The sequence below is a fragment of the Paenibacillus sp. alder61 genome (assembly GCF_020179875.1).
Taxonomy (GTDB): domain Bacteria; phylum Bacillota; class Bacilli; order Paenibacillales; family Paenibacillaceae; genus Fontibacillus; species Fontibacillus faecis.
Genome location: NZ_JAIUDG010000024.1, coordinates 1 through 26,225, shown reverse-complemented (window position 1 = coordinate 26,225; position 26,225 = coordinate 1). Strand labels below are relative to the sequence as shown.

The 26,225-nt window shown below is 53.7% G+C and carries 19 protein-coding genes and 1 pseudogene; 11 read left to right on the top strand and 9 right to left on the bottom strand.

Annotation, left to right across the window (positions count from 1 at the left end):
• Positions 1–89 precede the first annotated feature (89 nt).
• The 8 genes from LBW89_RS22125 to LBW89_RS22090 all read left to right on the top strand — a co-directional run bounded on the left by LBW89_RS22125 (position 90) and on the right by LBW89_RS22090 (position 9,037).
• A complete protein-coding gene (locus tag LBW89_RS22125; protein WP_148450602.1) occupies positions 90–983 on the top strand; it encodes a carbohydrate ABC transporter permease in 894 nt (297 codons plus the stop codon).
• Between the two features lie 2 nt (positions 984–985).
• The gene (locus LBW89_RS22120; RefSeq protein ID WP_225040422.1) at positions 986–1,822 is read left to right on the top strand and encodes a carbohydrate ABC transporter permease; all 837 of its coding nucleotides are present in this window, start codon (positions 986–988) and stop codon (positions 1,820–1,822) included.
• A gap of 104 nt (positions 1,823–1,926) precedes the next feature.
• On the top strand, positions 1,927–4,650 hold the full coding sequence (locus LBW89_RS22115) for a GH36-type glycosyl hydrolase domain-containing protein (RefSeq protein WP_225040420.1): 2,724 nt from the start codon (positions 1,927–1,929) through the stop codon (positions 4,648–4,650).
• Between the two features lie 103 nt (positions 4,651–4,753).
• Positions 4,754–5,638 carry a hypothetical protein gene (locus tag LBW89_RS22110; RefSeq protein WP_148450599.1) on the top strand — a complete coding sequence of 295 codons (885 nt, stop codon included), beginning with the start codon at positions 4,754–4,756 and terminating at the stop codon, positions 5,636–5,638.
• Between the two features lie 158 nt (positions 5,639–5,796).
• Positions 5,797–6,885 carry a 3-phosphoserine/phosphohydroxythreonine transaminase gene (serC, locus tag LBW89_RS22105; protein ID WP_148450598.1) on the top strand — a complete coding sequence of 363 codons (1,089 nt, stop codon included), beginning with the start codon at positions 5,797–5,799 and terminating at the stop codon, positions 6,883–6,885.
• Positions 6,886–7,615: 730 nt separating this feature from the next.
• Complete coding sequence (gene trmL, locus LBW89_RS22100) at positions 7,616–8,080, top strand: tRNA (uridine(34)/cytosine(34)/5-carboxymethylaminomethyluridine(34)-2'-O)-methyltransferase TrmL (protein ID WP_148450597.1); 465 nt, start codon at positions 7,616–7,618, stop codon at positions 8,078–8,080.
• 51 nt (positions 8,081–8,131) lie between these two features.
• Complete coding sequence (locus LBW89_RS22095) at positions 8,132–8,692, top strand: maltose acetyltransferase domain-containing protein (protein WP_148451188.1); 561 nt, start codon at positions 8,132–8,134, stop codon at positions 8,690–8,692.
• Positions 8,693–8,791: 99 nt separating this feature from the next.
• Complete coding sequence (locus tag LBW89_RS22090; RefSeq protein ID WP_148450596.1) at positions 8,792–9,037, top strand: AbrB/MazE/SpoVT family DNA-binding domain-containing protein; 246 nt, start codon at positions 8,792–8,794, stop codon at positions 9,035–9,037.
• 318 nt (positions 9,038–9,355) lie between these two features.
• Here LBW89_RS22090 and LBW89_RS22085 read toward each other — a convergent pair whose 3' ends face one another.
• Both LBW89_RS22085 and LBW89_RS22080 read right to left on the bottom strand, forming a co-directional pair.
• Complete coding sequence (locus tag LBW89_RS22085; protein WP_148450595.1) at positions 9,356–10,423, bottom strand: phosphodiester glycosidase family protein; 1,068 nt, start codon at positions 10,421–10,423, stop codon at positions 9,356–9,358.
• Positions 10,420–10,824 (bottom strand): hypothetical protein, encoded by a 405-nt coding sequence (locus LBW89_RS22080; protein ID WP_148450594.1) that lies wholly within the window; start codon positions 10,822–10,824, stop codon positions 10,420–10,422. The genes LBW89_RS22085 and LBW89_RS22080 overlap by 4 nt, the downstream gene beginning before the upstream one ends.
• Positions 10,825–11,026: 202 nt before the next feature.
• On the opposite strand from LBW89_RS22080, the gene LBW89_RS22075 reads away from it, so the two are divergent.
• Positions 11,027–11,545, top strand: coding sequence for a hypothetical protein (locus LBW89_RS22075; protein WP_148450593.1), 519 nt, complete (start codon positions 11,027–11,029; stop codon positions 11,543–11,545).
• On the opposite strand, the gene LBW89_RS22070 is transcribed toward LBW89_RS22075, so the two are convergent.
• Complete coding sequence (locus LBW89_RS22070; protein ID WP_148450592.1) at positions 11,542–12,324, bottom strand: DUF2161 family putative PD-(D/E)XK-type phosphodiesterase; 783 nt, start codon at positions 12,322–12,324, stop codon at positions 11,542–11,544. The two genes, LBW89_RS22075 and LBW89_RS22070, sit on opposite strands and share 4 nt — an antisense overlap.
• 183 nt (positions 12,325–12,507) lie before the next feature.
• Here LBW89_RS22070 and LBW89_RS22065 point away from each other — a divergent pair, with 183 nt between their 5' ends.
• Positions 12,508–14,403 (top strand): PrkA family serine protein kinase, encoded by a 1,896-nt coding sequence (locus LBW89_RS22065; RefSeq protein WP_148450591.1) that lies wholly within the window; start codon positions 12,508–12,510, stop codon positions 14,401–14,403.
• A gap of 107 nt (positions 14,404–14,510) precedes the next feature.
• Here the strand turns inward: LBW89_RS22065 and LBW89_RS22060 are convergent.
• The 4 genes and pseudogenes from LBW89_RS22060 to yhbH all read right to left on the bottom strand — a co-directional run.
• Positions 14,511–15,223: pseudogene (locus tag LBW89_RS22060) on the bottom strand (aldo/keto reductase); the annotation flags it as partial.
• Positions 15,224–15,360: 137 nt separating this feature from the next.
• Positions 15,361–17,508, bottom strand: a complete 2,148-nt coding sequence (locus tag LBW89_RS22055) for an alpha-amylase family glycosyl hydrolase (protein WP_148450590.1) — start codon at positions 17,506–17,508, stop codon at positions 15,361–15,363.
• A gap of 337 nt (positions 17,509–17,845) precedes the next feature.
• Positions 17,846–19,342, bottom strand: coding sequence for a SpoVR family protein (locus tag LBW89_RS22050; RefSeq protein WP_148450589.1), 1,497 nt, complete (start codon positions 19,340–19,342; stop codon positions 17,846–17,848).
• The gene (yhbH, locus tag LBW89_RS22045) at positions 19,339–20,505 is read right to left on the bottom strand and encodes a sporulation protein YhbH (protein WP_148450588.1); all 1,167 of its coding nucleotides are present in this window, start codon (positions 20,503–20,505) and stop codon (positions 19,339–19,341) included. Before yhbH ends, LBW89_RS22050 begins: the two co-directional genes overlap by 4 nt.
• A gap of 244 nt (positions 20,506–20,749) precedes the next feature.
• On the opposite strand from yhbH, the gene LBW89_RS22040 reads away from it, so the two are divergent.
• Complete coding sequence (locus LBW89_RS22040; RefSeq protein WP_148450587.1) at positions 20,750–23,647, top strand: PAS domain-containing hybrid sensor histidine kinase/response regulator; 2,898 nt, start codon at positions 20,750–20,752, stop codon at positions 23,645–23,647.
• A gap of 41 nt (positions 23,648–23,688) precedes the next feature.
• On the opposite strand, the gene LBW89_RS22035 is transcribed toward LBW89_RS22040, so the two are convergent.
• Together LBW89_RS22035 and LBW89_RS22030 are read right to left on the bottom strand one after the other, a co-directional pair.
• Positions 23,689–24,540 (bottom strand): DegV family protein, encoded by an 852-nt coding sequence (locus LBW89_RS22035; RefSeq protein ID WP_148450586.1) that lies wholly within the window; start codon positions 24,538–24,540, stop codon positions 23,689–23,691.
• Positions 24,541–24,578: 38 nt separating this feature from the next.
• Positions 24,579–25,436 (bottom strand): DegV family protein, encoded by an 858-nt coding sequence (locus LBW89_RS22030; protein WP_148450585.1) that lies wholly within the window; start codon positions 25,434–25,436, stop codon positions 24,579–24,581.
• Between the last annotated feature and the right edge of the window lie 789 nt (positions 25,437–26,225).

The following is a 26,225-nucleotide window of genomic DNA, read 5'->3' as shown; positions in this document are numbered from 1 at the left end:
GAGAGAAAATTATAAAGACCATACTGCCCTCGGGGTCTGCGTAGGCAGACCCCGATAATTATTTGATTTGGACCTGCGAGGTGAGAGAGATGTATCCATTTGGCAAAGGCTTTTCGCGATATTTACCTTATTTATTGCTTCTGATTCCTATGGCTTTGTATCTGATTTTCTATTTCGGACCTTCCGTCATGACCGTTATTTACTCCTTTACGGACGTGAAAAATGTTCCGGGAAGCTCCATGAATTTTGTAGGCCTGGACAACTATCATGATTTATTCTACTCCGGAAACTCTGGAGAACGCTGGCGCTCCATTTTAAATACATTAATCTTCATGTTTGTCGTGACGATCGTTCAGAACGGGGTCGCCTTGTTTGTCGCCGTACTGATTAACCAACGGCTACGCGGGGATTACTTCTACCGCGCCGTCTTTTTCCTCCCGGTCGTCCTGGGGGTGGCCGTTGTCGCTCTGATCTGGAGCATGATGTTCGATCCGATGAGCGGACCGGTCAACATGCTGTACGACAAGCTGTTCGGCTATAAGGATATGTTTTTTGCCAGCTTTACGCATGCGTTCGGTTACATCATCTTCGTACAAATCTGGATGTACATGGGCTATTCCATGCTGATCTTCCTGGCGGGGCTGCAATCCGTGCCGAAAGACTTGTATGAAGCGGGACACATCGACGGAACCAACAAATGGCAGGCTTTCCGCCATATCACGTTCCCGTTGATCGCTCCGTCCTTCACCGTGAATATGCTGCTTTCGATTATCGGCGCGATGTCGACCTTCGATATTATCCTGGCTACGACCGACGGTAAATTCAACACCAGAACGATGGCCTATGACGTGTATAAAGAAACGTTCCGCGGAAGCCTGGAGATGGGCTTGCCTTCGGCCTTGTCCGTCGTGCAGTTCCTGATTATCCTGGTGTTCGTCATCGTGGCTGTCAAACAGACGCGTAAGAGAGAGGTGGAATATTAATTATGAAAAATTCCAAATCGTTTACGATTCTCTCATATACCGTCATCGCCGTTCTTTTGGTGCTCTATGTGGTTCCTTTGATTTTGGTGCTGAACGTATCCATCAAATCGTATCCCGAGTACTTGATGAATCCGATCGGGATCGTAAAAGAAGCTCAATGGGAAAACTACGTCACCGCTTGGACGGAAGGCAACTTCGCCAATTACTTCCTGAACAGTGTGCTCTACACAGGGATCGCGACCGTTCTGACGATCATCGTCTCCGTCATGGGCGCCTTCCCGGTTGCGCGCGGTTATGTGAAATGGAGCGGGTTTATCTATCTGTTCTTCCTGCTCTCGCAGTTCCTGCCGAATCCGATGGTCGCCCAGTACAAGCTGATGCTTTCGCTGCGGGAGAGCCTGAGTTTCTTCGGTTATGATACGAAGCTTGGCTATATTATCCTGAAAACCTCGGGAACCGGCGTCGTATTTATGATGTTCGTCGGATATATCAAGGCGATCAGCCGGGAGCTGGACGAAGCCGCGGGGATCGATGGATCGGGTTATTTTCGCTATTTGTTCCAAATGATCATGCCGCTCATGAAGCCGGTCATCGCGACGGGCGTTATCTTGACGGCGATCGGGATTTGGAACGACTTCGTCGGACCGATTATGTACCTTCCGAGTAAGGCGAACTATCCGATCACCTTCGGCCTGAAGGAGTTTAAGGGGCAATACGGCAACAACTGGCCGCTTCTGGCCTGCGGCATTTCGATCGTAGCCGCTCCGCTGATCCTTCTTTATACGTTCATTCAAAAATACCTCGTTGACGGTGCTCTTGCGGGTGCCGTGAAGTCCTAAACAACTCATAAGGAATCCCGTGTACCTTCGGGGAGCGGGATTCATTTATGCCAATTTACAGGATTTTGACTAGAGAAAAATAAAGAGAGAGGGAGAAAGGGAAGATGACATACGAAAGTTGGAAGTTTCTTGGCAAGAACGGCGAGTTCCGGTTGGAGCAGCCGGAAAAGAGCAGTTTTTTATATTTTCCTCTGGTAAACGAAGCGGGCATGATGTCCGCGATCACGCCAAACCTGCATGGAGAAATGACGTCAAGCCATAATACATTTCTGATGGAACCGGTTTCGGTGATGGATCTCCACAATTCCAAGGCATCACGGAATTTCTGGGTTCATATCGAAGGTGCCGGGGCTTGGTCGGCCAGCGGCAATTCGGCGAAACAAAATGCCGAGCTGTTCTCGAACGGCAAAGAAAACAGCGCGGTGGAAGCCGGGTTCCTCTGGCATAAAGTGATCCGCGAGAATGCGGAAACGGGGCTGCGTGCGGAAACGGTCAATTTTGTCCCGGTTACGGAAGATAAAATCGAGCTTATGAAAGTGACGCTGACGAATACGGGCAAGAGCGTGCTTCGACTGACGCCGACAGCGGCGGTACCGATCTACGGGCGTTCGGCCGACGATCTTCGCGACCATCGTCATGTGACATCCCTGCTTCACCGGGTGTTCACCTCGGATCACGGGATCGAGGTTCAGCCTGCGCTGTCCTTCGATGAGCGCGGACACCGGGTGAATAAGGTAACTTACAGCGTGTTCGGATCCGGTGCGGCGGGGGAAGCTCCCGTCGGGTTCTTTCCGGAAACCGAAGTGTTCGCCGGAGAAGGCGGAGCCTTGGATTGGCCGGAAGCGGTGGTGGCCAATCTGGAACCGACCGTGCAATCCGGCGCGTCCCTGGAAGGCTACGAAGCGATCGGCGCTCTTCGTTTTGCCCCGATTCAACTGGAAGCGGGACAATCCGCGTCTTATATCGTAGCCATGCTGATTACGGACGATCGGACCCGCCCGCAGCAAATCGCGGAGCGTTATTTGTCCGCGGCCCGGTTTGACAGTCTCCTCGCGGACAATCAGCGTTACTGGCAAGAGAAGCTCGACACCGTGTCCTTCCATTCCGGCGATACCGAGCAGGACTTGTGGATGAAATGGGTCACGCTGCAGCCGATTTTGCGCCGTCTCTACGGCAACTCCTTCCTGCCATACCACGATTATGGCCGGGGCGGACGCGGCTGGCGGGATTTGTGGCAGGATTGCCTGGCGCTGATGGTCATGGAGCCGGCGGAAGTAAGACATCTGCTGCTTAACAACTATGCGGGCGTACGGATCGACGGAAGCAACGCGACCATCATCGGAACGAAACCCGGTGAATTCGTCGCCGACCGCAACAACATCCCGCGCGTCTGGATGGACCATGGCGCATGGCCGCTTCTGACGACGCTGCTGTATATCCATCAAAGCGGCGACCTGGAGCTGCTCCTGCAGCCGCAGACCTATTTCCGGGACGTATTCGTGAAGCGGTGCAAGGACCGGGACCTGAACTGGACTCCGGAGCAAGGCAACAAGCTGTTGACCAAGGAAGGAAAGGTCTACGAGGGCTCCATCCTGGAGCATATTTTGCTGCAAAATATGACGACTTTCTTCCATGTCGGCGAGAACGGCAACATCCTGCTTGAAGGAGCGGATTGGAACGACGGCCTGGATCTCGCGCCGAACCGCGGCGAAAGCGTTGCGTTTACCGCTTTTTATGCGAGCAACCTGCTGGAGCTCTCCAATCTGCTGCTTGCCCTGCGGGAGAAGAAAGGTCTGGCGTCGCTGGAAGTCGCCGAGGAAATGGCGGTCCTGTTCGATACCCTCACGGCGCCGGTCTCCTACGACAGCATTGCGGATAAACGCGCCCTGCTGGGCCGTTATTACGATGCGATCGTACCGACCGTTTCCGGCGTGAAGGTGAAGCTGGATCTTGAGCAAGCGGCCGAGGACTTAAAGCGCAAAGCCGAGTGGATGATCGGGCACCTGCGCAAAAACGAATGGATTAAGAGCCAGGAAGGCTACGAATGGTTCAACGGATATTACAACGATCACGCCGAACGGGTGGAAGGCGATCATCCGCAAGGGGTCCGCATGACGCTTACCGGCCAAGTCTTCAGCATTATGGGCGGCGTCGCGACCGAGGAGCAGGTCGGCAAAATAACCGCAGCCGTCGATCGATACTTGAAAGACGAGCGGATCGGCTACCGGCTGAATTCCCGCTTTGGCGGAATTCAACAGGATTTGGGCCGCGCGTTCGGGTTTGCGTTCGGTCACAAAGAAAACGGCGCGATGTTCAGCCATATGACCGTGATGTACGCCAACGCGTTGTATAAACGAGGCTTTGTGAAAGAAGGCTTCGAAGTTTTGGACTCCATTTACCGCTTGTCCGTCGATTTCGGGAAGAGCCGGATGTACCCGGGAATTCCGGAATACATTAACGAGAAAGGCCGCGGCATGTACCCATACTTGACGGGTTCGGCGAGCTGGCTGCTGCTGACCCAATTGACGGAAGTATTCGGCGTAAAAGGGGTGTACGGCGATCTGATGCTCGAGCCGAAGCTGGTGAAGCCGCAGTTCGACCAGGACGGCAAAGCATCGGTGGAGACGCTGTTTGCGGACCGGATGTTCCGTATTGTTTACAGCAACCCGGAAGGCGCCGACTTCGGCGGCTACCGCATCAAGGGCGTGACGTTGAACGGACAACCGGCGGCGTGCGATCTGAGCGGGAACGGGTGCCTGATCAGCCGCTCGGTACTGGAAGCTCTGCCGAAGGACGGGGTTCATCAGCTCGAAGTTCTGTTGGGCTAATCCGCGGCTGTCGGAATCCGAATCGTACTTGAAGAAAGAAAACCCTGCCGCTTAATCTCTTAAGCCAGGGTTTTCTATTTATATGAAGGGATGCATGACCTCTATGGCATATCAACTAAAGAATGAACATTTAAGCGTCGAAATTGCCGAACCGGGGATGTATCGCGGTTCACGTTTTGATTGGACCGGTTTTATAACGGGGATTATCCTGCTCGACGGAAATCATACCTTCTGCGTTCCGGAAAGTCTGATTCCCGGACAGGGAACCGGAGGCGCCGGATTATGCAACGAGTTCGGAATCGAAACCGCCCTGGGCTATGACGATATCGGTCCGGGCGGGCATTTCCCCAAACTGGGGGTCGGATTGCTGACCCGGCTTGATGATCGAAAGTACGAGTTCTTCCGGGAGTATCCGATACACCCCTTTAAGGTAAGCGTTGTCCGTGAAAATGAAGCCAGTCTGACCTTCCACAGCTTCCCCGAGGATTGCAACGGCTTTGCCGCCAGCTTATCCAAACGGATTTCCGTTGCCGGAAACCGGCTTGAGGTGGAATATCATCTGCGGAATACGGGGATAAAGGAATTGTCGACCGAGGAGTACTGCCACAACTTCCTTGGCATCGACGATCATTTCATCGGAACGGATTACGTGCTGCGTTTCCCGTTTGAATTATCCCCAACGGCGGACGAGGAAAAGACGCTGTCAGGCTTGAGCTTCAATCGGGGGGAAGTCCGTTTTGCGGACCGGCCGACCGTGCCGTTTTATTTCCGCCTCCCCGGCTTCGATGGCGGACAGTATCCCTGGATCTGGGAGCTTCTTCATGAGCCGAGCGGCGCGGGCGTCAGGGAACTCAGCCAATTCCCCGTTTCGAAGGCGGCGGTATGGGGGGAAGGGCACGTCGTTTCGCCCGAAATATTCATCAAGATCGAGTTGGCGCCGGGAGAAGAGAAGCGGTGGGCACGGAGCTACGAATTTTTTGTAAAATGAGCCTACTTTTCTTTTGTCAAATAAAGCGTTAATGTGTCAATTCTGTAAACTGTGGATTTTGACGAAATATCAGCTTGCTGGAAAAAAGAATAGTTGCTATGATAGTCCTTATCAAACTTCGAACCTGACTAGAGATGGAAGAGAAAGGATGGGGAGTAATGAGCAAGAGAGCTTACAACTTCAATGCCGGACCGGCAGCGCTGCCGCTGGCCGTACTGGAACGCGCCCAGGCGGAATTCGTCGATTTTAAGGGGACGGGAATGTCCATTATGGAGATGTCCCACCGCGGTAAAGTGTACGAGGAGGTTCATAACGAAGCGGCCAGCCGCCTGTTGAACCTGCTGGGGAACCCGGGAGGGTATAAAGTGCTGTTCCTGCAAGGCGGGGCGACGACCCAATTCGCGATGCTCCCGATGAACCTGCTGACCGAAGGCAAGAAAGCCGGTTACGTCAAAACGGGCAGCTGGGCGAATAAGGCGATCAAAGAGGCCAAGCTGATCGGTGAAACGTTCGTGGCCGCTTCTTCCGAGGAGGACAAGTATATGTCCATACCGGATCTGGGCAACCTGGTGCTCCCCGAGAACACGGCTTACCTGCATGTGACCTCGAACGAAACGATCGAAGGCACCCAGTTCCAAAGCTTCCCGGATACCGGCAGCGTACCGCTTGTGGCGGACATGTCCAGCGACATTTTATGCCGCCCGTTTGACTTGACGCAATTCGGACTCATCTATGCGGGCGCCCAGAAGAATCTGGGACCTTCCGGCGTCACGGTAGTCATCGCCAGAGAAGAACTGCTGCAAAATTCGCCGGCTCATTTACCGAGCTATTTCCGCTATGATACGCATGCGGAGAACAACTCTCTTTACAATACACCGCCATCCTTCGGGATTTATATGGTGAACGAAGTACTGAAGTGGATCGAGGAGCAAGGGGCCTTGGAAGGGATCGAAGCGAAGAACCGGGAGAAGGCGAACCTGCTGTACCAGGCGATCGACAACAGCGGCGGTTTCTATCGCGGCGCGGCGAAGGCGTCGGACCGCTCGCTGATGAACGTCACCTTCCGCCTCACTTCCGAAGAGCTTGAGAAACAGTTTATCAAGCAATCGGAGCAAGAAGGTTTCGTCGGGCTCAAGGGCCATCGCAGCGTAGGCGGACTTCGTGCTTCCATCTATAACGCAGTACCTTATGACAGCGTGAAGGCGCTGGTAGACTTCATGGGCGAGTTCCAGAAGGCGAACGGCTAAGGACCACGGGCTCGTACCCAATATACGAACCAAGAAACGGCGGCAGAGGAACCCTCTGTCCGCTGTTTTTTATTTGTGGCTTTAGCCAGTTGAACTCGCGAAGCGTGCGAAACAAAAAAACAACTGATGGTTCGTTATCATAGGAGTGTTCAAGCTACAATGTGTAATGAAAGGAAAAGGTGGCTTAATGGTTAATGGAAGTGATATGTCACCTACAAAGGGCGCCTAGTGTGCTTCCAAGCTTCCAACTCCAATAAAGATGCAAATCTGCAGGTATTTAAGCCGATTCCCGAGAGAATGCGAAAAAAGATGCAAATCTGCAGGCATTTCCAGCGACTTTAGAGAAACGAGCCGGTTTCGTCGAAAATTCCTGCAGATTTGCAGGGATTTTGAAATTTTGGGTCCCGAACAAGAAAAAACATGCACATATGCAGGAATTTTATGTTATCAAGGTTGTCTAAAGGGGTACTAGCAATAATCGCACCCCTTCAGGGGGAGGCAAAAGCGGCAACGGCGCATAGTACCTTGAACGAAGTGAAAGCTAGCGCTTTTAGACGCGAGCCGGTAATAAAGTCTTATAGCCTAAGAGCAAACCACCCGTTTGACGGTGGGTATGATTTGTGGTGTCGCTGCGGGACAGAGAAATCGAAAAACTGGTATAATATTTAGATAGCTATTCCGTACGGCTCGGCCGGACGGCGAAAAAAAACGACTCGAGGTGTTTGACAAAATGGCTTTGCATATCGTGCTGGTGGAACCGGAAATTCCGGCCAACACCGGAAACATTGCAAGAACTTGCGCGGCAACGGGCATCCATCTTCATCTGGTGCGACCGCTCGGTTTTCGGACCGATGACGCTACGTTGAAGCGGGCGGGTTTGGATTACTGGTATGCGGTGAATATCGAGTACCATGATTCTTTCCGCGAGGTAGAGGAGAAGTACAGCGGCAGCCGGTTTTTCTTTGCGACGACGAAGGCCCGGAAACGCTACACGGATTTCAAGTTTCAGGACGGCGATTTTTTCGTGTTCGGCAAGGAGACGAAAGGCCTGCCCCCGGAAATTCTGGAGGCTCATCCGGACACATTGATGCGGATGCCGATGACGGATAAGGTCAGATCGCTCAATCTGTCCAATTCGGCGGCGATCATCGTATATGAAGCGCTGCGGCAGCTTGATTTTCCCGGAATGGAATAGGTGGAGAGTCACAAGCATAAACCATAGGAAGAAGGAATCAGCATGCCTCAATTGAAAACGGAAAAAGAAAAGATGCTTGCCGGAGAGTGGTATGATGCGAGCGACGCGGAGCTTACGGCGGATAGACAGAGAGCCCGTCAATTGACGCGCCTGTATAACCACACGACGGAGGAGGAGCGGGAGAAGCGGACCGCCATCCTCAAGGAACTGTTCGGTTCCACAGGAGAGCATATTTATATCGAACCTACATTTCGCTGCGACTACGGATCAAACATCCATGTAGGAAATAACTTCTTCGCCAATTTCGATTGCGTCATTCTCGATATTTGCGAAGTGCGTATCGGGGACTATTGTTTTATGGCGCCCGGCGTGCATATTTACACGGCCGCCCATCCGCTGAATCCGGCGGAACGCAATTCGGGAGCGGAATTCGGCAAGCCCGTGACGATCGGCGACAACGTTTGGATCGGCGGCCGGGCGGTGATCGTTCCGGGGGTAACGATCGGAAATAATGTCGTTATCGCCGCCGGAGCGGTCGTAACGAAGGATGTTCCCGACGGCGCGGTAGTCGGCGGAAATCCAGCCAAAATAATAAAATACGTCGAGATGTAGGAGAACAGCAGGAATCCTGAAAAAAATAGCGAAATAAATAGGCATAGGTATTTGGTTCTATTTTTACATATTATTTTTTTCAGGAGAGGTGTACGTTTTATGAAACCTGCTGGTGTGGTCCGAAAAGTGGATCAGCTGGGAAGAATCGTTCTGCCCAAATCGTTGCGAAAGAGATATCAAATGAATGAAGGGGACCCTGTCGAGATTTTGGTGCAGGGCGATCATATTATCCTCGAAAGATATCGCCCCAAATGCGTGTTCTGCGGTTCTATGGAACAAGTGAGCGATTTCAGAGAGCGTTGCATTTGCAACCAATGTCTGATTGAAATGAACCGATTGACCTAGCCCGACGGGCGCCGGCGCGACCGCCGGGACGCAAGTACCTTCGGTTTAGCGTCGGTCAACTCTAGGCCTGCAAATAAATAAGCCTCCCGGAGGGGAAGCTCATTTATTTACAGGCCTTTTGTTTTGTCGTCGTTGTAAGACGCGGTCAGGATGCCGCACAGGAACATGGCAAACACGAGTGTGATAATCCAGAATGTCAGCGAGAAAGTCAAGGTGAACACCTCCATGTCACGGATAATTCCTGCTTACATTATACCCGTCCCTTGCGCAAAAATAAATCTTAATATGATTTATTTCATTGACAAGAGAGAGGTTGCTTTATTTGAAAAATAAAAAGTGCGTAGGCACGGGACGAAGCTGTCCATCCGACGGGTGGTTGATGACCTCCCCGTTGACCACGAGGGAGGAGGAGCCGCCTCCATCCAGGTTATAGGCGTCTTGGACGCCCATGTTTAGCAGTTTATTTTGCAGCTCGGTCAGCGTCGCTCCGGAACTTCCGTTCTCGTCGCGTCCGTCGATGACGAGGATAATCAATTGATCGTCCTTGTAGTTCCCGATAATGGTTCGGGGAGCGCGCAGCGGAGAGGTCAGCCATTTTGACGGAATGGTTGTCTTTACTCCGTTATTCAGCAGCACCGGCACAAAGGATGCGCCGAAGGAGGGCTGCAGCCGGTCCAGGTCCGCTTTGTTCCGGAACTTCCCGCCGATCAGCTTGCCCGAACGGTTCAAACCGACGAAGAACAGGTCTTTATAGGAAGGTTCAAAGCCGGTTACATATTTGCCTTCCACTACGGTCGTGCTGAGCGGATAGCGTTTCCCTTGGGAATCGGCGAATCCGCCGGCGTTGATCCCGGCGACTGCCCCGTGGCGCTGTGCGGCTTTGAGCGTCGTTTCCGCCCCGCCGAGGATGTCCTTGCCCAGCGTCATCTTCATGGCGTCCGGCGATTTCAGCTTGACCTTCATCGCGTAGCCCTTGTAAGTTCCGGGGTTGACCTTATACAGCTCGATCCGGATTTTGTCGCTCTGAATCGTCTGGAAGGGAGTCCCCAGCTTCAACGTGATTCTCCGGTTGTAGATCTGTTCCGGCCGTTTGGCTGAAGTTTGGGCCGTATTGACGATGGACGACATGGTGGACGTCGTTTTCCGGTAAAGCTCGGCGGTCTTCTTGAGCGAAGAAGACGTAAGTCTTGCCGCGCTTTCGGCCTCGTCCAGCTTCTTGCCGATTTCGCCGGTTACCCGGGGAATGTCGGAAGCTGGTGCGAACGGGACCTTCTCCTCTTGCCAACTCAGGGCGGAGCCGCTGACGAACATGGCGATCAAAAGACCGATCAACGGACCCGTCGCAAGCAGAAAAAAACGGTTGATTCGTTTAATCGGTGTAATCATTTCAGCAAATCCATCTTCTTTTGCAGCTCGGCGAGCTGTTTTTTGACTTCGTTCAATTGCGTGTAAAGCTTGTTGCTGTTGTCCGTCTTGTTCGTCGTATTGTCCTTCGTGAATTCCAGCAGTTCATTAAACGTCTGCACCTTGCTCTGCAGCGTGGCGATTTCGGTATTCAGGGCGGACAGTTGAGCGGAATAATCGGCTTTGAGCTCCGCCGTCTTGGCCTGGATGCGGGCATCCATCTGCCGGACCATAGCGTCCTTCAGATGATTGCTGTATACATAAGCGGAGGCCCCTCCCGCTCCAATGAGCAGAATCCAGATCAGGACAATCCCTTTCGCGGACGGCTTGCGGGTTTTCCTGCTGCGGTTTGGTCCGGTCGCGAGCTCCGTGTCGTAAGACATGTGATCACCTCGGTGTTCTTATTTCCAGACTACATTCTATCATGGGGTTTCTATTATCGCAAAAATCGCTAGAATTCGAACGAATATCGATTTCGGTCGAATTCCGCTGCCGCCGCAACCGCATTTCGGGTCATTGCCGGAAAAATTTGTCCTCCTGTAAAATCGCTTCAAGAGACTGATTTGAAAAGGAGCGGAACCCAGGATGACGGAAGGAAAAACGGAGCTGGACCGGCTCGTCAAGAAGCTGCCTCCGCTTTTGAAGGAAGAGGCCCAAAGATACATCGACGGGCAGGATTTCATTTCATTTCTAGGCGAGAAAGGGACTGTCGGCGAAGGAGAGGTATTGGAGATTCACAATATCTTTGGTACGGAGAATGGAACGGGCAGAGAGGGCGAGTCGGGAGGAGAAGGAGTTGGAGCAGGGGGAGGCCGGGTTTCTCCGCCCTTCGGCTTCGGCGAGCGGCTGATCCTGCTGCTGCCGCCAGGGCTGCCGGCCGAAGCGCTGCTGAAAGCCAGCCTGCCGAAAGGAGTTGCCTTTCGGCAGGCTGGCAATGCGGCGTGGGGCGGGGCGGCTAAGGCAGAGGCGGCGGAGGCGGCGGAGGAGGGCCGCGAAGCCATCGCGCTCGACCTCGCCGCGCAGCCGCCGGAGCGGATCCGGGAGGGCTTGTCCCGGATCGCGGCCGCCCTCGCGGAGTTTACCGCGCGCTCGGGCGGCGGTTAATTTGCGCTCGGGCGGTCCGGCGGCTCCGCGGGGGACGGTTCCTCCGCCTCCGCCGCGCTCGCAACTCGCGCCCAGCCATCCGTGACGCCGCTGTACAGGGCCAGGCCCTCGCGGCCTTCCGGCGTCAAGGCGTAGCGGCCGCGCGCGATGCGGCGGAACCACCCGTAGTAGTTCCGCTGCAGGATGGCCGCGGCGCTGCCGACGCCGCTGCGCTCGCGGACCTCGCGCGGCGCCAACTCGCCGCCCTCCAGGAGGGCGAGGGCCACGCGCAGCGCTCTCTCGCGGTAGGCGGTGACGAGCTTCGTGCCGTGGCTGCCGCCGACGTTGTAATCGCCGCTGCGCTCGTTGAATTCGGTGATGAGCCGGCTGGCCCGCGTCTTGATGATCTTGGCCGACGGCACGATCACCTTGTCGCCCGGCGAGCAGAGGATTTCCACGAACGGCGCCTTGGTCTTGTAATGCGTCACGGTGATCAGCCCGAGCCCGAGCCGCCGGCACAGCAGCGTGATTTCGCTCCAGCGCTGATTATGGGCGCCGCGCTTCGTCCGGTTGCGTTCGACGGCCAGGTAAACCTCGGCGCTCAGCTTTTGGCGCTCCAGACCCTGCAGCAGCAGGGGGAGGTTGAAGGTCTTTTTCATCTCCACGATGAGCGGCTGGTCGCTCCCCGGCCGAATCCCCACCAGATCGCAGTGCCGCACCTCGCTTTTGATGCTGTATCCCCGCTCCTCAAAAAACTTTTTCAAAGGCGGGTATAATTCCGTCTCATGCTGAACAGCCATCGGGATCTTCCTTTTCCACATTTTTAAGCGATTGATCTTATCCTATCCGAAAATTATATCATACCCGCAGGTCAACTTATCCGCCCTTTTCGCATAGGTATGTAATACACTTTTTCCAAAAATCGCGGTGATGGACTGCCGCGCCGGCAACGGTGTAGAGCTAGGGGACAGGAGGTACCGAACATGGATATTTTTGAACGTATAGCGGCATACCGGGCGGAAAGCGATTCGCTGGCTTGGAACGGCACATTCAAACAATATATCGAGCTGCTCGCCAAAGATCCTGCGCCTGCCATGACGGCCCATGCCCGGGTATATGAAATGATCGAGTCTTACGGCGTGGAGGAAGTGAACGGCCGGAAGCGGTATAAATTTTTTGAGCAGGAAATTTTCGGCCTGGACCGTGCCATTGAGAAGCTGGTGGAAGAGTACTTTCATTCCGCCGCAAGGCGGCTGGATGTCCGCAAGCGGATATTGCTGCTCATGGGTCCGGTCAGCGGCGGCAAATCCACGCTGGTTACGCTGCTAAAACGGGGGCTTGAAAAGTTTTCGCGGACGGACAAAGGGGCGGTGTACGCCATTTCCGGCTGCCCGATGCACGAGGATCCGCTTCACCTGGTCCCGCACGACCTGCGGTCCGAAGTGGAGAAGGAGCTCGGCGTGCGCATCGAAGGCAATCTTTGCCCCGTATGCCAAATGAGGCTGAAAACGGAATATGACGGCGATATTGAAAAAGTGGCCGTGGAACGGGTGCTTTTGTCCGAAGACGGACGTATCGGCATCGGCACGTTCAGCCCGTCCGATCCGAAGTCCCAGGACATTGCCGATTTGACGGGAAGCATCGATTTCTCGACGATTACGGAGTACGGCTCCGAGTCCGACCCCCGCGCATACCGGTTTGACGGGGAACTCAATAAAGCCAACCGGGGGCTCATGGAATTTCAGGAGATGCTGAAATGCGATGAGAAGTTTTTGTGGAACCTGTTGTCTTTAACGCAGGAAGGGAATTTTAAAGCGGGCCGGTTTGCGCTCATCAGCGCGGATGAGATGATCATAGCTCACACGAACGAATCCGAGTACAAGGCCTTTATCGCCAATAAAAAGAACGAAGCTCTCCAATCCCGGATGATCGTGATGCCGATCCCCTACAATCTCAAAGTGTCCCAGGAGGAGAAAATCTACGCCAAACTGATCGGTCAGAGCGACATGAACCATGTCCACATCGCCCCGCACGCTTTGCGTTCCGCGGCTATTTTTTCTATTCTCACCCGGCTGAAGGAGACGAAAAAACAGGGTGTAGACCTGGTGAAAAAGATGCGGCTCTACGACGGTGAAGAAGTGGAGGGCTATAAAGACGCCGACTTAAAGGAGCTCCAGAACGAGTATCTGGAGGAAGGGATGTCCGGAGTCGACCCGCGGTATGTTATCAACCGGATCTCCAGCGCGCTGATCAAACAGGATTTGCACTGCATGGGCGCGCTCGATATTTTGCGGGCGATCAAGGACGGTCTGGACCAGCATGCTTCCATCACAAAAGAAGAACGGGAGCGGTATCTCAATTTTATCGGGATCGCCCGCAGGGAATATGATGAACTGGCCAAGAAGGAAGTGCAGAAGGCGTTTGTGTATTCGTTCGAAGAATCGGCCAAAACGCTGTTCGAGAACTACTTGGACAATATCGAGGCTTTTTGCAATTGGACGAAAATCCGCGACCCCTTGACGGACGAGGAGATGGACCCCGACGAGCGGCTGATGCGGTCGATCGAAGAGCAAATCGGGATTTCCGAAAACGCCAAAAAAGCGTTCCGCGAGGAGATTTTGATCCGGATCTCGGCCTACTCCCGCAAGGGCCGGAAATTTGAATATCTTCACCACGACCGTCTGCGCGAGGCGATCGAGAAGAAGCTGTTCGCCGACCTGAAAGATATCGTGAAAATAACGACCTCCACGAAAACGCCGGATGAAAATCAACTGAAGCGCATTAATGAAGTCAGCAAGAGGCTGATCGACGAACACGGGTACTGCCCGGTTTGCGCGAATGAACTGCTCCGGTATGTGGGAAGTTTGCTGAACCGGTAAGGTAATTAAGGTACAGTCATCTGTATCGCGCCTTGAAGAGAAGTCCAATAAAAGAGAAGAGCAGCCGATCCGTTGAGGAAATGGCTGCTCTTTCTTTGGAGGCGTGGTTACGGCAAATTTCGGCCGCGCGTGCCGATATAAAGGGAATACCATTCCTCCCGGGTGAGGCGAAGCTCCATAGCGTCGCGGCAGGCGCGGATCCGGTCGGGATTGATCGTTCCGATGACGGGCTGAATGCCGGCCGGATGGGTCATCAGCCAAGCCAGCACGATGGCTTCCGTGGTCGTGCCCTTTTCGTCGGCAAGCTTGCGGACAAGCTCCGCCGTCTTGACGACGCTCTCGCTCTGTCCTTCGAGCGAGCGTCCCGAATACAATCCCTGGGCAATGGCCCCCAGGATTGAAGCTGAATATTTTCCAGGCGGCAGAACTCCAAAGTGCCCTCCGGGAACACGTTGTTTTTGGCCTCCTCCTGATTGACATGCGTGCCGACCTCCAGGAAGCCGTACTTATGCAGACTCATTTCGAGCTGGTTGACGATGAACGGTTCCTCGCAGTAGGCCTGCAGCAGTTTGATCTGCCCCTGGCTCATGTTCGATACACCGAAATGCCGGACTTTTCCCGAGGCCTTCAACCGATGGATCGCGCTGGCCACTTCTTCCGGCTCCACCAAAGCGTCGGGCCGATGCAGCAGCAGAATATCGAGGTATTCCGTGCCGAGCCGCTCCAAAATGCCGTCCACACTGTTTAAAATATGCCGCTCGGAAAAATCGAACCGATGCGGGCTCGTCCCTTCCGCGAAGCGGATGCCGCATTTGGATTGGTATCGCTTTCACATTCATTTTCACGAGTCATCCTCCCGTTACCTGTGCAACCTTCATGATGAAGCAAATTCATGGATTAGACAAAGCTATTATACCAAGCTCGGCCGGGAAGCACCAAATCCGTTGCGACAACGAGTTAATTCTGCCAGTTTACCGTCACGGTTCCAGTCCCGTTGGAAGGAGCGGTGTAAGTATGGTTGTTGCCGCCTTCCCAAGTAAGGGTTTTGCCGTTTGTTTTTACAAACTTAAACTCCAACTTCGCTCCGGCTGGTACGCTGACATCGTAGTACCATGTCGGGTATTTGGCTATGACCTGGTTATACATCGGACCGATTACCTGTTTCTCGTCCCAGGCCCCAAGCTCGGCCACATTTCCGACGAGGTAGACGTTCTCTCCCAGGCTGGTTGTCGCATTGTTCACCAGGAAGCGTACCGTGACTTGCTCGGCCGTCAATATATTGAAATTGTGGAACGGCTCACTTGTCGCACCCGCAGCGGTGTTCACGGTCACGTCGGTCTCGCCGGGGGATGCGGTAGCGGGAATGATCGCTCGGATTTGGGTATCCTCCCAGCTCAAAATATCCGAACCGGTGGCCGCCACGGTGCCGAAGTTAACCTCACCTTTGTCGTTCCCGAAGCCCCGGCCGTCAATCGTTACCGTATTTCCCGCCTTGCCCATGGTCGGACCGACATTGCCGATGATCGGCGCGGTTTCCGCAGCGGTATGCTGCCAAACTGCGGTTCCGCCGGCCGCCAGCGTGAAGGGGGTTACGGTACCGCTGCCGTCCACGGTGATCGAATTGCCGTTAAGCAGGCCGTTCAATTCATCCGAGTAAGTACCGGCAGGCAGCGAGGTCAGTAATTTCGAGATCGGATAGGATTTGGATTCGCTGCGATTGAGGGCAACGACGGCGGTGTTGTTCCCGAACTTCCGCTCAAAAATATAGACATCCTCATTCACCCAGCGTTCCTGAGTCGTTCCGTAGGCGATGGCCGGGTTTGATTTGCGCAGCGGCGCCAATGTCTGAATGAGCTTGTAGGCCGTCGTGGAAGTGTCGAACGAAGGCATCATGCCCCGGTTATTCGGATCGCCATTTCCTGTCGCATACTGCTCCGTTCCGTAGTAGATGGCCGGAACGCCACGGGAGGTCAGCGTCAGCGCCAATGCTTGTTCGGTAGGACGCTTGCTGGCGCCGGAAACCTGGAAACGGTCCATATCGTGGTTGTCGATAAAGGTGACCAGGTTATTGTCGAATTGATAAACCGCCGCCGTATCCTCGATAACCGCGTTGAGGTCCTTCATCGTTTCGGACTTATCCCGCAACACTTCGCGCACTTGCTGCGCATAAGCGAAATCCAGCAGATGCATGCCGCTTTCATTGGCAAAGCGGATGTTGTCCGTGCTGGTTTCGTCGGCGCCCAGGAACCACTCGCCGAAGGTGAACACCGGGTGTTTGCTGCTGTAAATGGAGGAGACATAGCTTTTTTGCCAGCCAAACGGCATATGTTTCACGGCGTCGAAACGGATGCCGTCAACCCCCATGTCCAGCCAGAGCTGGATCGCGTCTTTGAAATAGGTGTCGATCAGATTGTTGTTGTGATTAATGTCCGCAAGGTCATAAAGGTTGCGATAAATGCCGTCTTCAATCGTGGAAAAATCCGTGCCGCCATGATGATGGAAAAGCTGGTTGGTATCCTTCATGTAGGTGCCGAGCAATTTTCCGTTATCATACAAGGCGCCGTTCTCGGCAAAGTTGGCGTCGGTCGAAGAGGCCGGGCTGGTGTGGTTGGGGGCAAAGTCAATAATGACCTTGATGTTGTTCTCGTGCGCCGTCCGAATCAGATTCTCAAAATCGGTAAAATTGCCGAAAGCCTCATTGGTGCGCTTGAAGTCGCGCGGCCAATAACCGTGGTAGGATGTATTTTTTGTTCCGGAGTAATCGATGACCGCGGTAATGTTCTCCACAGGTTGGGAAATCCATAAAGCGGTAATCCCCATTCCGGTCAAATAGCCGTCATTGATTTTGTCGATAATTCCCTGCCAGTCCCCTCCAAAATACAGTTTCAAATTGGATTTGTCGCCGCTCGAGGCTCCTCCAGCTGGATTGTTGGCAGGATTACCGTCCATAAACCGGTCGGTCACGATTTGGTAAACCACGTCGGTGCTGTAATTCAGCTTGTTCTCAACGCTTGTATCCGATGAAGCCCATGCAGGTAATGAGGTCCCCAGCGCCATGCTCAGGGATAGAGAGAGTGCCGTCAATAGTTTGGTTCGCTTGTTCATTTGTCCGACTTCTCCTTTCAGACATGCAAGATTGAGTTTCTTCGAAATCTGGCCTGGCTTGAATCGAATGCGCCTTAACGTAAAGACTGGAAGGGGTTGAAAATAAAACGCTTCCAACTTGAATGAAATCATAATACAGCTGAATTTCCACGGAAGATACTTAAAAACGAAGAAACCGGTTTCCTCACCAAGAAAATAACATTCTCACTTTATGTAAGTCAATACCTGAATTGGAATTATTTAAAATTCATACCGCGACCGGAGTTCATTCGTATGGGTTGTCGAGCCGGACATTTCCTTTGCATCAGGAAAGGAGATAGGCTAGAGCCTATCCCCACTACAGCATTTTCCGAAAATGCTTCTCCCCGTCATAGCTGAACATGGCCGGCTTCTCTTCGACCACGGTTTGCAGATGAACCGGTCTTCCCCAAAGCCGGTACACATAGGGGAGCGTGCGCTCCAGGTACTTCAGGTCAAGCTCGATCCCCTCGTATTGATGCTTCAGCAGCAGCTCCCCGCTGCGCAGGTAGTCGCCGTCCTGGACGACGATGTACGGGGCGCCGCCGTTCACGCGGGAGGCGACCAACTGATCGCGGATATGCTCCCAGGTTTTATCGGTGATTTTCCATTCCGGCCCCTGTTTCTCGAAGATATAGAGGTCCAGGTCGCGGACCAGATCTTTGGTCAAATAGCTGCGGATAAAAGAAAGGTCCGAATCCAGCTCGCGGACTTCGAACATTTTCTCCCGTCCTTTGCCCGGCTCCCGGCCATAGCGGCGGACCTCCTCTTCCGTCGGATGGTCCCAGCGCCGTTCGATATCCTCGAAGATTTTTAAGCCGAGATAGTAGGGATTCAGGCTCTGCCGGGAAGGCTGTACGACGGAGGCGTTCAGCTTCGCGAACTCGATCGTCTCCTCGCTGGTGAGGTCCATCTCGCGGAGGATCCGCTGATGCCAGTAGGAGGCCCAGCCTTCATTCATAATTTTGGTCTCCATCTGCGGCCAGAAGTACAGCATTTCCTCCCGCAGCATGCTCATGATGTCGCGCTGCCAGTCCTCCAGGGATTCGGAGTATTCCTGGATAAACCACACGACATCCTTCTCCGGCTCCGGCGGAAAGGGAAGAGGGGCCTCCGGCTTCGCAGCGCTACCCGCCCTGGATCCCGCCCCGGATCCAGCTCCCGCCCCCGCTCCGGTTCCCGAAGACCCGCCCGTCCCGAGGCCGTCGAGCTCCCACAGGTCGTCGTAGGCTCCGCCGCGCGGCGGCTTCGACTGCGCCTCCTTCATGCGCCGCAGCTTCTCCTCCGTCTGCCTGCGCTTATCGTACCGCAGCGGCTTGATCAACTGCGGATCGACATGCTCTTGAATGCCGAGGACCGCGTCGATGAAGGACTCGACGGTTTCGGCTCCATAGAGCAGCTCGTATCTGCCGATCCGCTCCGCCGTCGCCGACATGCTCTCCACCATATCGCGGTTGGTGTTGCCGAAGCGCAGGTTGTTTTTGAAGAAATCGCAGTGCGCAAGCACATGGGCGATGATGAGCTTGTTCTGGATCAGCGAGTTGCCTTCGAGCAGGAAGGCGTAGCAGGGATTCGAATTGATGACGAGCTCGTAGATTTTGCTGAGTCCGAAATCGTACTGCATTTTCATCTTGTTGAACATCTTGCCGAAGCTCCAATGCGAAAACCGGGTAGGCATGCCGTAGGCTCCGAACGTATAAATGATGTCGGCCGGACAGATCTCGTAACGCATCGGATAATAATCCAGTCCGAACCCGTCGGCGATTTCCATGATTTCCGCAATGGCGTACTCCAGCTGGGCGAGTTCGTTGGTCATGAACGTGCCTCCTTTTCCCGCTTATGAAAAAAGTGCTTCAAGGCGCGGTAGACTTCCCCTTTTTCCTTGATCACGTAGTACATAAACCGGTCCTGCTTCAAATTCCGGTAGGCGGACATCAGTGTGCTTCCGCGGTTGTATTGGTTGACCTCCCCGTATCCGAACATATTGCTGCGTTCCAATAATTCGCCGATCAGCCGGATGCAGCGGTCGTTGTCGGAGGTCAGGTTGTCGCCGTCGGAGAAGTGAAAAGGGTAAATATTGTAGCTGGAAGGGGGATAGCGCCCGTCGATGATGTCCAGCGCTTTTTGATAGACCGAGGAACAGATCGTACCTCCGCTTTCTCCGCGGGTAAAAAAGTCCTGCTCGCTGACTTCCTTGGCTTCGGTATGATGAGCGAGAAAGACGATTTCCACCTTTTCGTATTGACGGCGCAGAAAGCGGGTCATCCAGAAGAAGAAGCTGCGGGCGCAGTATTTCTCGAACGCTCCCATCGAGCCCGAGGTGTCCATCATCGCAATGATGACGGCGTTGGATTTCGGAAGACGCACATCCTCCCAGGTTTTGAAGCGGAGATCGTCCGGAGAAATTCCGTGAATGCCCCGAACCCCCGATATCGCGTTGCGGCGGAGATTCTCCAGAATGGTGCGCTTTTTGTCGATATTGGACATTAAGCCCTTTTTGCGGATGTCGTTGAAGCGGAAGGAGACCGATTCGAGTTCTTCTTTATTTTTATCCTCAATATAAGGAAGCTCCAGTTCATCGAAAATCAAGTCCTCCAGGTCCTCCAGACTGATTTCGGCTTCCACCACATCGGCCCCGGGCTGATCGCCGGCTTTTCCTCCCTTCCCGGCATCCTTGGGGGAATCCTGCGCCAAAACATCCCCCACTTCACTGTCCCCGTCTCCTTGGCCGACATGTTTCTGTTTCTGAAAATTATGAATAAAGCGGTATTCCTCCAGATTGCGGAGGGGAACCTTGATAATTTGTTTTCCGTCCGACATGATAATGTTCTCTTCCGTGACCAGATCGGGCAAGTTTTGCTTGATGACCTCTCTGACCTTCTCCTGGTGCCGCTGCTGATCCTGGTAGCCTTTGCGGTGCAGCGACCAATCCTCTTTGGAAACGATAAAATTGGCTTTGTCCGGTTGAAACGATGACATCGTGCACACCTCCCCAAATCGCATGCTTGAACGGTGATCAGTTGTAAATAAAGTATATTCACGCGCAGCCGTGTTATGTGAGCGGGCGCTTGGCGGTTTTTGAAACCGGCTTTTTTGGGGGGAGTTTACCGGGACGATTCTAGGCATATCGACCCTACCCATCTTTTTCGGGAATCAGGTAGAATGAAGGGTGATGCAAAACTAACTTGGTGAATCTATTCTAGAAGAAAAGGAGCCGTCAACCGTGCCAAAGGATAAATGCGGACTACTAAAGCAGCTCATTTCCGAGGATAGCACTTACAAGTTACTGTACGATAACCTGCCTGACGCGATTTGTATTATCGATGCAAATGGAAACTATGTGGAAGTGAATCGCGCGACCGAAACAATGACCGGATATCCGGCTTCCCATTTTGTACATTTGTCGCTGGACGAGCTGTTTTGCGAACAGGGGAGAAAGAAAAAAGAAGAGTATTTTCTGAAAGCGCTAAACGGAGAAACCGGGACCTTCGAGATCTCTTTCAGACGGAAGGATGGGGAGATCCGGGACGGTTATACGACATATATTCCGATCCGGCATGAAGCTGAAGTCGTCGGCGTGTTCTCGATCACCAGGGACATTACGGCCGAGAAAGCCAACCAGGTTAAAGGCATGACGGAGAAGCACCGGATGGAGGAAGCTTTGCGCGAAAGCGAAGGGCAGTATCGGTTGATTTCCGAGTATTCCATGGATTTGATCTCCAGGCATACGGCCGATGAAAAGAACATCTATCTCTATGCGTCTCCTTCTTCTTACGCCCTGCTCGGATACGAGCCCGAGGAGATCATCGGCACGAGCGCCTACGATTATTTGCATCCCGAAGATGTCGATTCGGTCCGGGAATATATGCGAACCAGCATGAATTCCCGGAGCGTCTATACGCTATCCTATCGGGTCCGCCATAAAGACGGCCGGTATATCTGGTTTGAGAGTACGGGAAGATACCGCTATCTGGATTCCGGTGAAATCGGAGAGATCATCTCCATCTCCCGGGACGTAACCGAGCGAAAGCAAAGCGAACGCCGTCTCCAGGAGAGCCAGCAGCGTTACCGCTCCCTGTTCGAGTACAGTCCTTCCAGTGTGTATTCGATGGATTTGAACGGCAGGTATACCTCGTTAAACTCCAATTTGGAAGCCTTGCTCGGTTATGGCCGCGAAGAATTGCTGGGGATGGACTTTCAGCAGATCATTGACCGTGAAGACCTGACCCCGACACTCTATCATTTCGAGCAGGCGAAAAAAGGCAATCCGCAAAATTACGAAACGACCGTCATCCGCAAAGACGGTAGCCCGATGGAGATTGCGGTCACCAACGTGCCGATCATCGTGGACGAGCGGGTCGTCGGCGTTTTCGGTATAGCGACCGATATCACCGAAAGAACGCGGTATGTCGAGCAAATCGAAAAACTCAGTTACCTGCATGCCTTGATTTTGGGCTCGGTTTCCGAAGGGATCTACGGGCTGGACGAAAATGGAAAAACCGTGTTCATCAATACCGCTGCCGCCGAAATGCTGGGGTATGAAGTGTCCGAATTTATCGGCCAATCCAACCACGCGTTGATTCACCACACCAAAATCGACGGGGCGGCTTACCCGATGGAGGAATGTCCGATTATTCAGACCTTGAAGGACGGAAAGCCGCGTGTGATCAAGGAAGATGTGTTCTGGAGAAGGGATGGCTCAAGCTTTCTGGTGGAATATCGGGTAAATCCGATGATCGAACGGGGCCAACTGATCGGTGCCGTCGTTGTCTTCAACGATATTACCGGCGAACGGGAGATCATGAGAGCTAAGGAATCGGCGGAGAAGGCCACTCAGGCGAAATCGGAGTTTCTGGCGATGATGAGCCATGAGATCAGAACGCCGATGAACGGGGTCATCAGCATGACGGATTTGCTGCTCGAGACGCAGTTGGACGAGGACCAGCGATACTACGCGGAAGTGATTTCCAGCAGCAGCCGGGCGCTGTTGTCCATCCTGAACGATGTGCTCGATTTCAGTAAAATCGAGGCCGGCAAAATGGCGCTGGAATACGAGACGTTTCATCTGGAGAGTTGTGTCGCAGCCGCGGTGGAGTTGTTCTTGCCGGAAGCCGCCAAAAAAGGAATCGAGCTGGGCTATGCTATCGCGCCCGATGTCCCTTCGCAAGTCTATAGCGATCCTTCCCGTCTCCGTCAGGTGTTGGTCAATTTAATCGGGAACGCCGTGAAATTTACGGAGCGGGGTGAAATCCGCGTGGAGGTCAAACGATCTTCGGGACATGAATCGGCGGACTTGCTGGAGTTCCGTATCTCCGATACGGGCATCGGCATTCCGTCCGGCAAGCTGAACCGCTTGTTCCAATCCTTCTCCCAGGTGCATCCGATCATGAACCGGAAATATGGCGGAACAGGTTTGGGACTGGCCATCTGCAAGAAGATCGTGGAGATGCTGGGCGGAACGATCGCCGTGGACAGCGTCGACGGTGCCGGCTCCACGTTTACCTTCACCCTGTTTGCCGATCGTTCTAAACAAGATTTCTCGGAAGAAAAACGGTTTGGCGCAGGGGAGGAAGTCGCCGCAGGAGCCCAAGGAAGTGCAAGTGCGGACGGGCAATGGGGAATCGCCTCGAACGCGGCGGACACCGCGGACACCGCGGACACCGCGGACACGGAGAACGGAAAAGCCGGCCTTTCGATTCTGGTGGCGGAGGATCATCCCGTCACCTGCCAGGCCTTTGCCCAGCTGTTTGAGCAAATGGGGTATAAGCCCGACATCGTGCACAATGGCATGGAGGTCATTCAGGCCGTCACGGAGAAACAGTATGATCTGATCTTCCTGAATATCGAGATGCCCGTCATGGACGGAATCAAAACGGCCAGGCTCGTTCGTCGGCTGCTGCCGGTAGACAAGCTTCCCCTCATGATCGGACTTAGCTCCTGCGGAGGTACGGAGAAGCGGGAGCGTTGTCTGGCCAGCGGGATGTCCGCCATTCTGAGCAAACCCGTCAACGAGGAAGAGATTCGCAAGCTGCTCGCGAGCTGGAGCGGGGAACTGGATCAAACGGAGAGAATTCCGATTCACAATGAATCCCGATCAGAAAATCCTTCCGGGAACCTGTAGCAAAAAGCCTCGCCGCATAGGCGAGGCTCTTTGCTAACCGGTTACACGGCCTTGGTGTACAGAATGCCGATCGTTTTGGCGCCGCAGTGGCTGGAGATGACGCAGCCGGCGCTGGAAATGGCGACTTCTCTTGCTCCGGTTCTGGCCTGGAGTTCTTTTTGCAGCAGAAGCGCATCTTCATCCGCCAAAGAATGCGTGACGAAGATCAGGTCCTTATCCATTTCGCCGACCCGGCTGAGGGCGTTGTTCAGCAGCTGGTCCAGCGCTTTTTCCCGGCTGCCGCGGATTTTGTAGGCCGGCGTCATTTTGCCGTCGATGACCTTGATCACCGGACGGATGCGAAGCAAGCTGCCGACGAGGTTTTGCATGCCGGAGCAGCGACCGCCTTTGTATAGATAGTCGAGCGAATCGATGACGAACTCGGTTTCCACCTTGGGGCGAATCCGCTCCAGAAGCGAGACGATTTCGGGCACCGTTTTTCCCTCGTCGGCGGCTCTGACCGCCTTCATGACCTGCAGGCCGATCCCGGTGGACAGGTTGAGTGAATCGAACACCGTCACCTGGCCGTCGGGAAATTCACCGGCGGCAATCAAGGCGTTCTGGTACGTCGAAGACAGCTCCGAGGAAAGGCTTATGTAAAGGATCTGTCTGCCTTCGTTCACATATGGAGCAAACGCCGATATAAAATCGGCCGGGGAAGGGGCCGCCGTCTTCGGCAGCTTTCCGGTGGCGTCTACTTTTGCGTAAAGCTGTTCGGTCTTCAGGTCGACGCCGTCCCGGTAATTCGTATCCTCGAAGGTGACATAGAGCGGAACGATTCCGATTTCATGGTCGTTGATCCATGAAGGAGGCAGGTCACAGGTGCTGTCCGCAAAAATTTTAATGGCTCCCATTAGAAAATCCCCTTTCGGTTTTTCGCTAAACGAAAGATTTAAGCGGGAATGTTTTTTCGGGTATACATAATGGCTACGGTGCCAGGTCCGCAGTGGCTGGAGATCACGCAGCCCGCTTCGGAAATCGCTACTTCCGAGCCGGTCCGTTCCCTCAGGATCGCGGCAAGACGGCGAGCGTCGTCCTCGGCGTGCGTATGGGCGACGATGATCAGATCCCCGTCCATGTTCGCGATATCGGAAAGGGCGTTGTCGAGCATCTGCTGGACGGCCTTTTCTTTTCTGCCGCGCACCTTATAGGCGGGGATGATATTCCCCTCCACCAGCTTGAGTACCGGCCGGATTTGAAGCAGGCTGCCGATGAAGTTCTGCATGCCGGAACAACGTCCGCCTTTATAGAGGTATTCCAGGGTATCGATGACAAATTCGGTTTCCACCCGGTCCCGGCATTGCTCGAGAAGGGGGACGATCTCCCGGGCGGCCAACCCTTGCTGCGCCGCTCTCACCGCCTTCATGACGAGGAGGCCGATCCCGCTGCACAGGTTGAGCGAGTCGACGACGTGCACCCGGTCCTCCGGAAATTCACCGGCGGCGATCAGCGCGTTCTGATAGGTGGAAGAGAGCTTGGAAGACAGGCTGATGTAGACGATGTCCTCCCCGCGATCAATATAAGGAGCAAAGGCGTCCATAAAATCTTTCGGCGAAGGCGCCGTCGTTTTCGGAAGACTGCCGCCGGTCTCCACCTTGCGATAAAGCTCGGTCGGGGTCATATCCACACCGTCTTTGAACGTTTCGTCCCCAAAGACGACGTAGAGCGGAATGATGCCGATCCGGTATTCGGTAAGCCAAGCTGCGGGCAAATCGGAAGTGCTGTCGGCGAAAATTTTGACCTTTGACATAAATATCTCCTTAGATTCAGTTAGTCCAGCTTATATTCTATCAAAAAGCTTCACCGTTTAACATCTTTTGAGAGCGGGAGGGCGAGACGAACACAAAAAAATACCCGGGGCTGCCGGGTCGTCGAACGAAGCTTGGGGATCTGGGGCTCCGAACTGCTTAAACTATTAACCTATAATTTACCTATATAGGTTGCTATTGATTTGCATATTATTCAGCGGTGCAGAGGGTTCTTTTCACACTCTTGGTCTGCAACTACATCTTTGGTTTGAGAATTAAAGGGAATTCTTCCCGTTAAATTGGGTACGTAAGCGGCTACAGAGGCGAATTAGCCGGAAAACCTCCCGCTAATTCGCCTGAAATGGTGTATATCGGCAATAGGGCCGTGAAATAGATGGAACTTTTCCAGCTAACTCTGATCGAAAAGCCAAGGGCGGTACATTAACAGGATATTTTCCCGTTATTGATGTAGACTCCGACGGTGAGACTTTATATCTGCAATTGTGGATGTTGGCAACGTATATCCGAAACCCTGTCACATCCTTCTCAACGCCAATTTTTTGGTTCAACCTAGTATCGTGCTTCATCAGACAACGTGGATCACAATGAATTCCTGCATATCTGCATGTTTTTTTCTTGTTCGGAACAAAAACTTCAAAATTCCTGCAAATCCTCTAAGGCCCCCTAATTAAACTGGAGTCTCCCTGCCCAATAATTTAAACTTAGGACAAAGGGAGATGATCGGTATGGGAAAAAGGTTGAATGAAGAAAAACGTTTAAAAGTTGTGAAA

Coding starts and splice junctions, on each gene's coding strand:
- LBW89_RS22085 (WP_148450595.1), bottom strand. CDS start 10,423: ATGATTACACCGATTAAACGAATCAACCGTTTTTTTCTGCTTGCGACG.
- LBW89_RS22030 (WP_148450585.1), bottom strand. CDS start 25,436: ATGTCAAAGGTCAAAATTTTCGCCGACAGCACTTCCGATTTGCCCGCA.
- LBW89_RS22115 (WP_225040420.1), top strand. CDS start 1,927: ATGACATACGAAAGTTGGAAGTTTCTTGGCAAGAACGGCGAGTTCCGG.
- LBW89_RS22055 (WP_148450590.1), bottom strand. CDS start 17,508: ATGAACAAGCGAACCAAACTATTGACGGCACTCTCTCTATCCCTGAGC.
- trmL (WP_148450597.1), top strand. CDS start 7,616: ATGGCTTTGCATATCGTGCTGGTGGAACCGGAAATTCCGGCCAACACC.
- LBW89_RS22120 (WP_225040422.1), top strand. CDS start 986: ATGAAAAATTCCAAATCGTTTACGATTCTCTCATATACCGTCATCGCC.
- LBW89_RS22065 (WP_148450591.1), top strand. CDS start 12,508: ATGGATATTTTTGAACGTATAGCGGCATACCGGGCGGAAAGCGATTCG.
- yhbH (WP_148450588.1), bottom strand. CDS start 20,505: ATGTCATCGTTTCAACCGGACAAAGCCAATTTTATCGTTTCCAAAGAG.
- LBW89_RS22125 (WP_148450602.1), top strand. CDS start 90: ATGTATCCATTTGGCAAAGGCTTTTCGCGATATTTACCTTATTTATTG.
- LBW89_RS22090 (WP_148450596.1), top strand. CDS start 8,792: ATGAAACCTGCTGGTGTGGTCCGAAAAGTGGATCAGCTGGGAAGAATC.
- serC (WP_148450598.1), top strand. CDS start 5,797: ATGAGCAAGAGAGCTTACAACTTCAATGCCGGACCGGCAGCGCTGCCG.
- LBW89_RS22110 (WP_148450599.1), top strand. CDS start 4,754: ATGGCATATCAACTAAAGAATGAACATTTAAGCGTCGAAATTGCCGAA.
- LBW89_RS22035 (WP_148450586.1), bottom strand. CDS start 24,540: ATGGGAGCCATTAAAATTTTTGCGGACAGCACCTGTGACCTGCCTCCT.
- LBW89_RS22070 (WP_148450592.1), bottom strand. CDS start 12,324: ATGGCTGTTCAGCATGAGACGGAATTATACCCGCCTTTGAAAAAGTTT.
- LBW89_RS22075 (WP_148450593.1), top strand. CDS start 11,027: ATGACGGAAGGAAAAACGGAGCTGGACCGGCTCGTCAAGAAGCTGCCT.
- LBW89_RS22050 (WP_148450589.1), bottom strand. CDS start 19,342: ATGACCAACGAACTCGCCCAGCTGGAGTACGCCATTGCGGAAATCATG.
- LBW89_RS22080 (WP_148450594.1), bottom strand. CDS start 10,824: ATGTCTTACGACACGGAGCTCGCGACCGGACCAAACCGCAGCAGGAAA.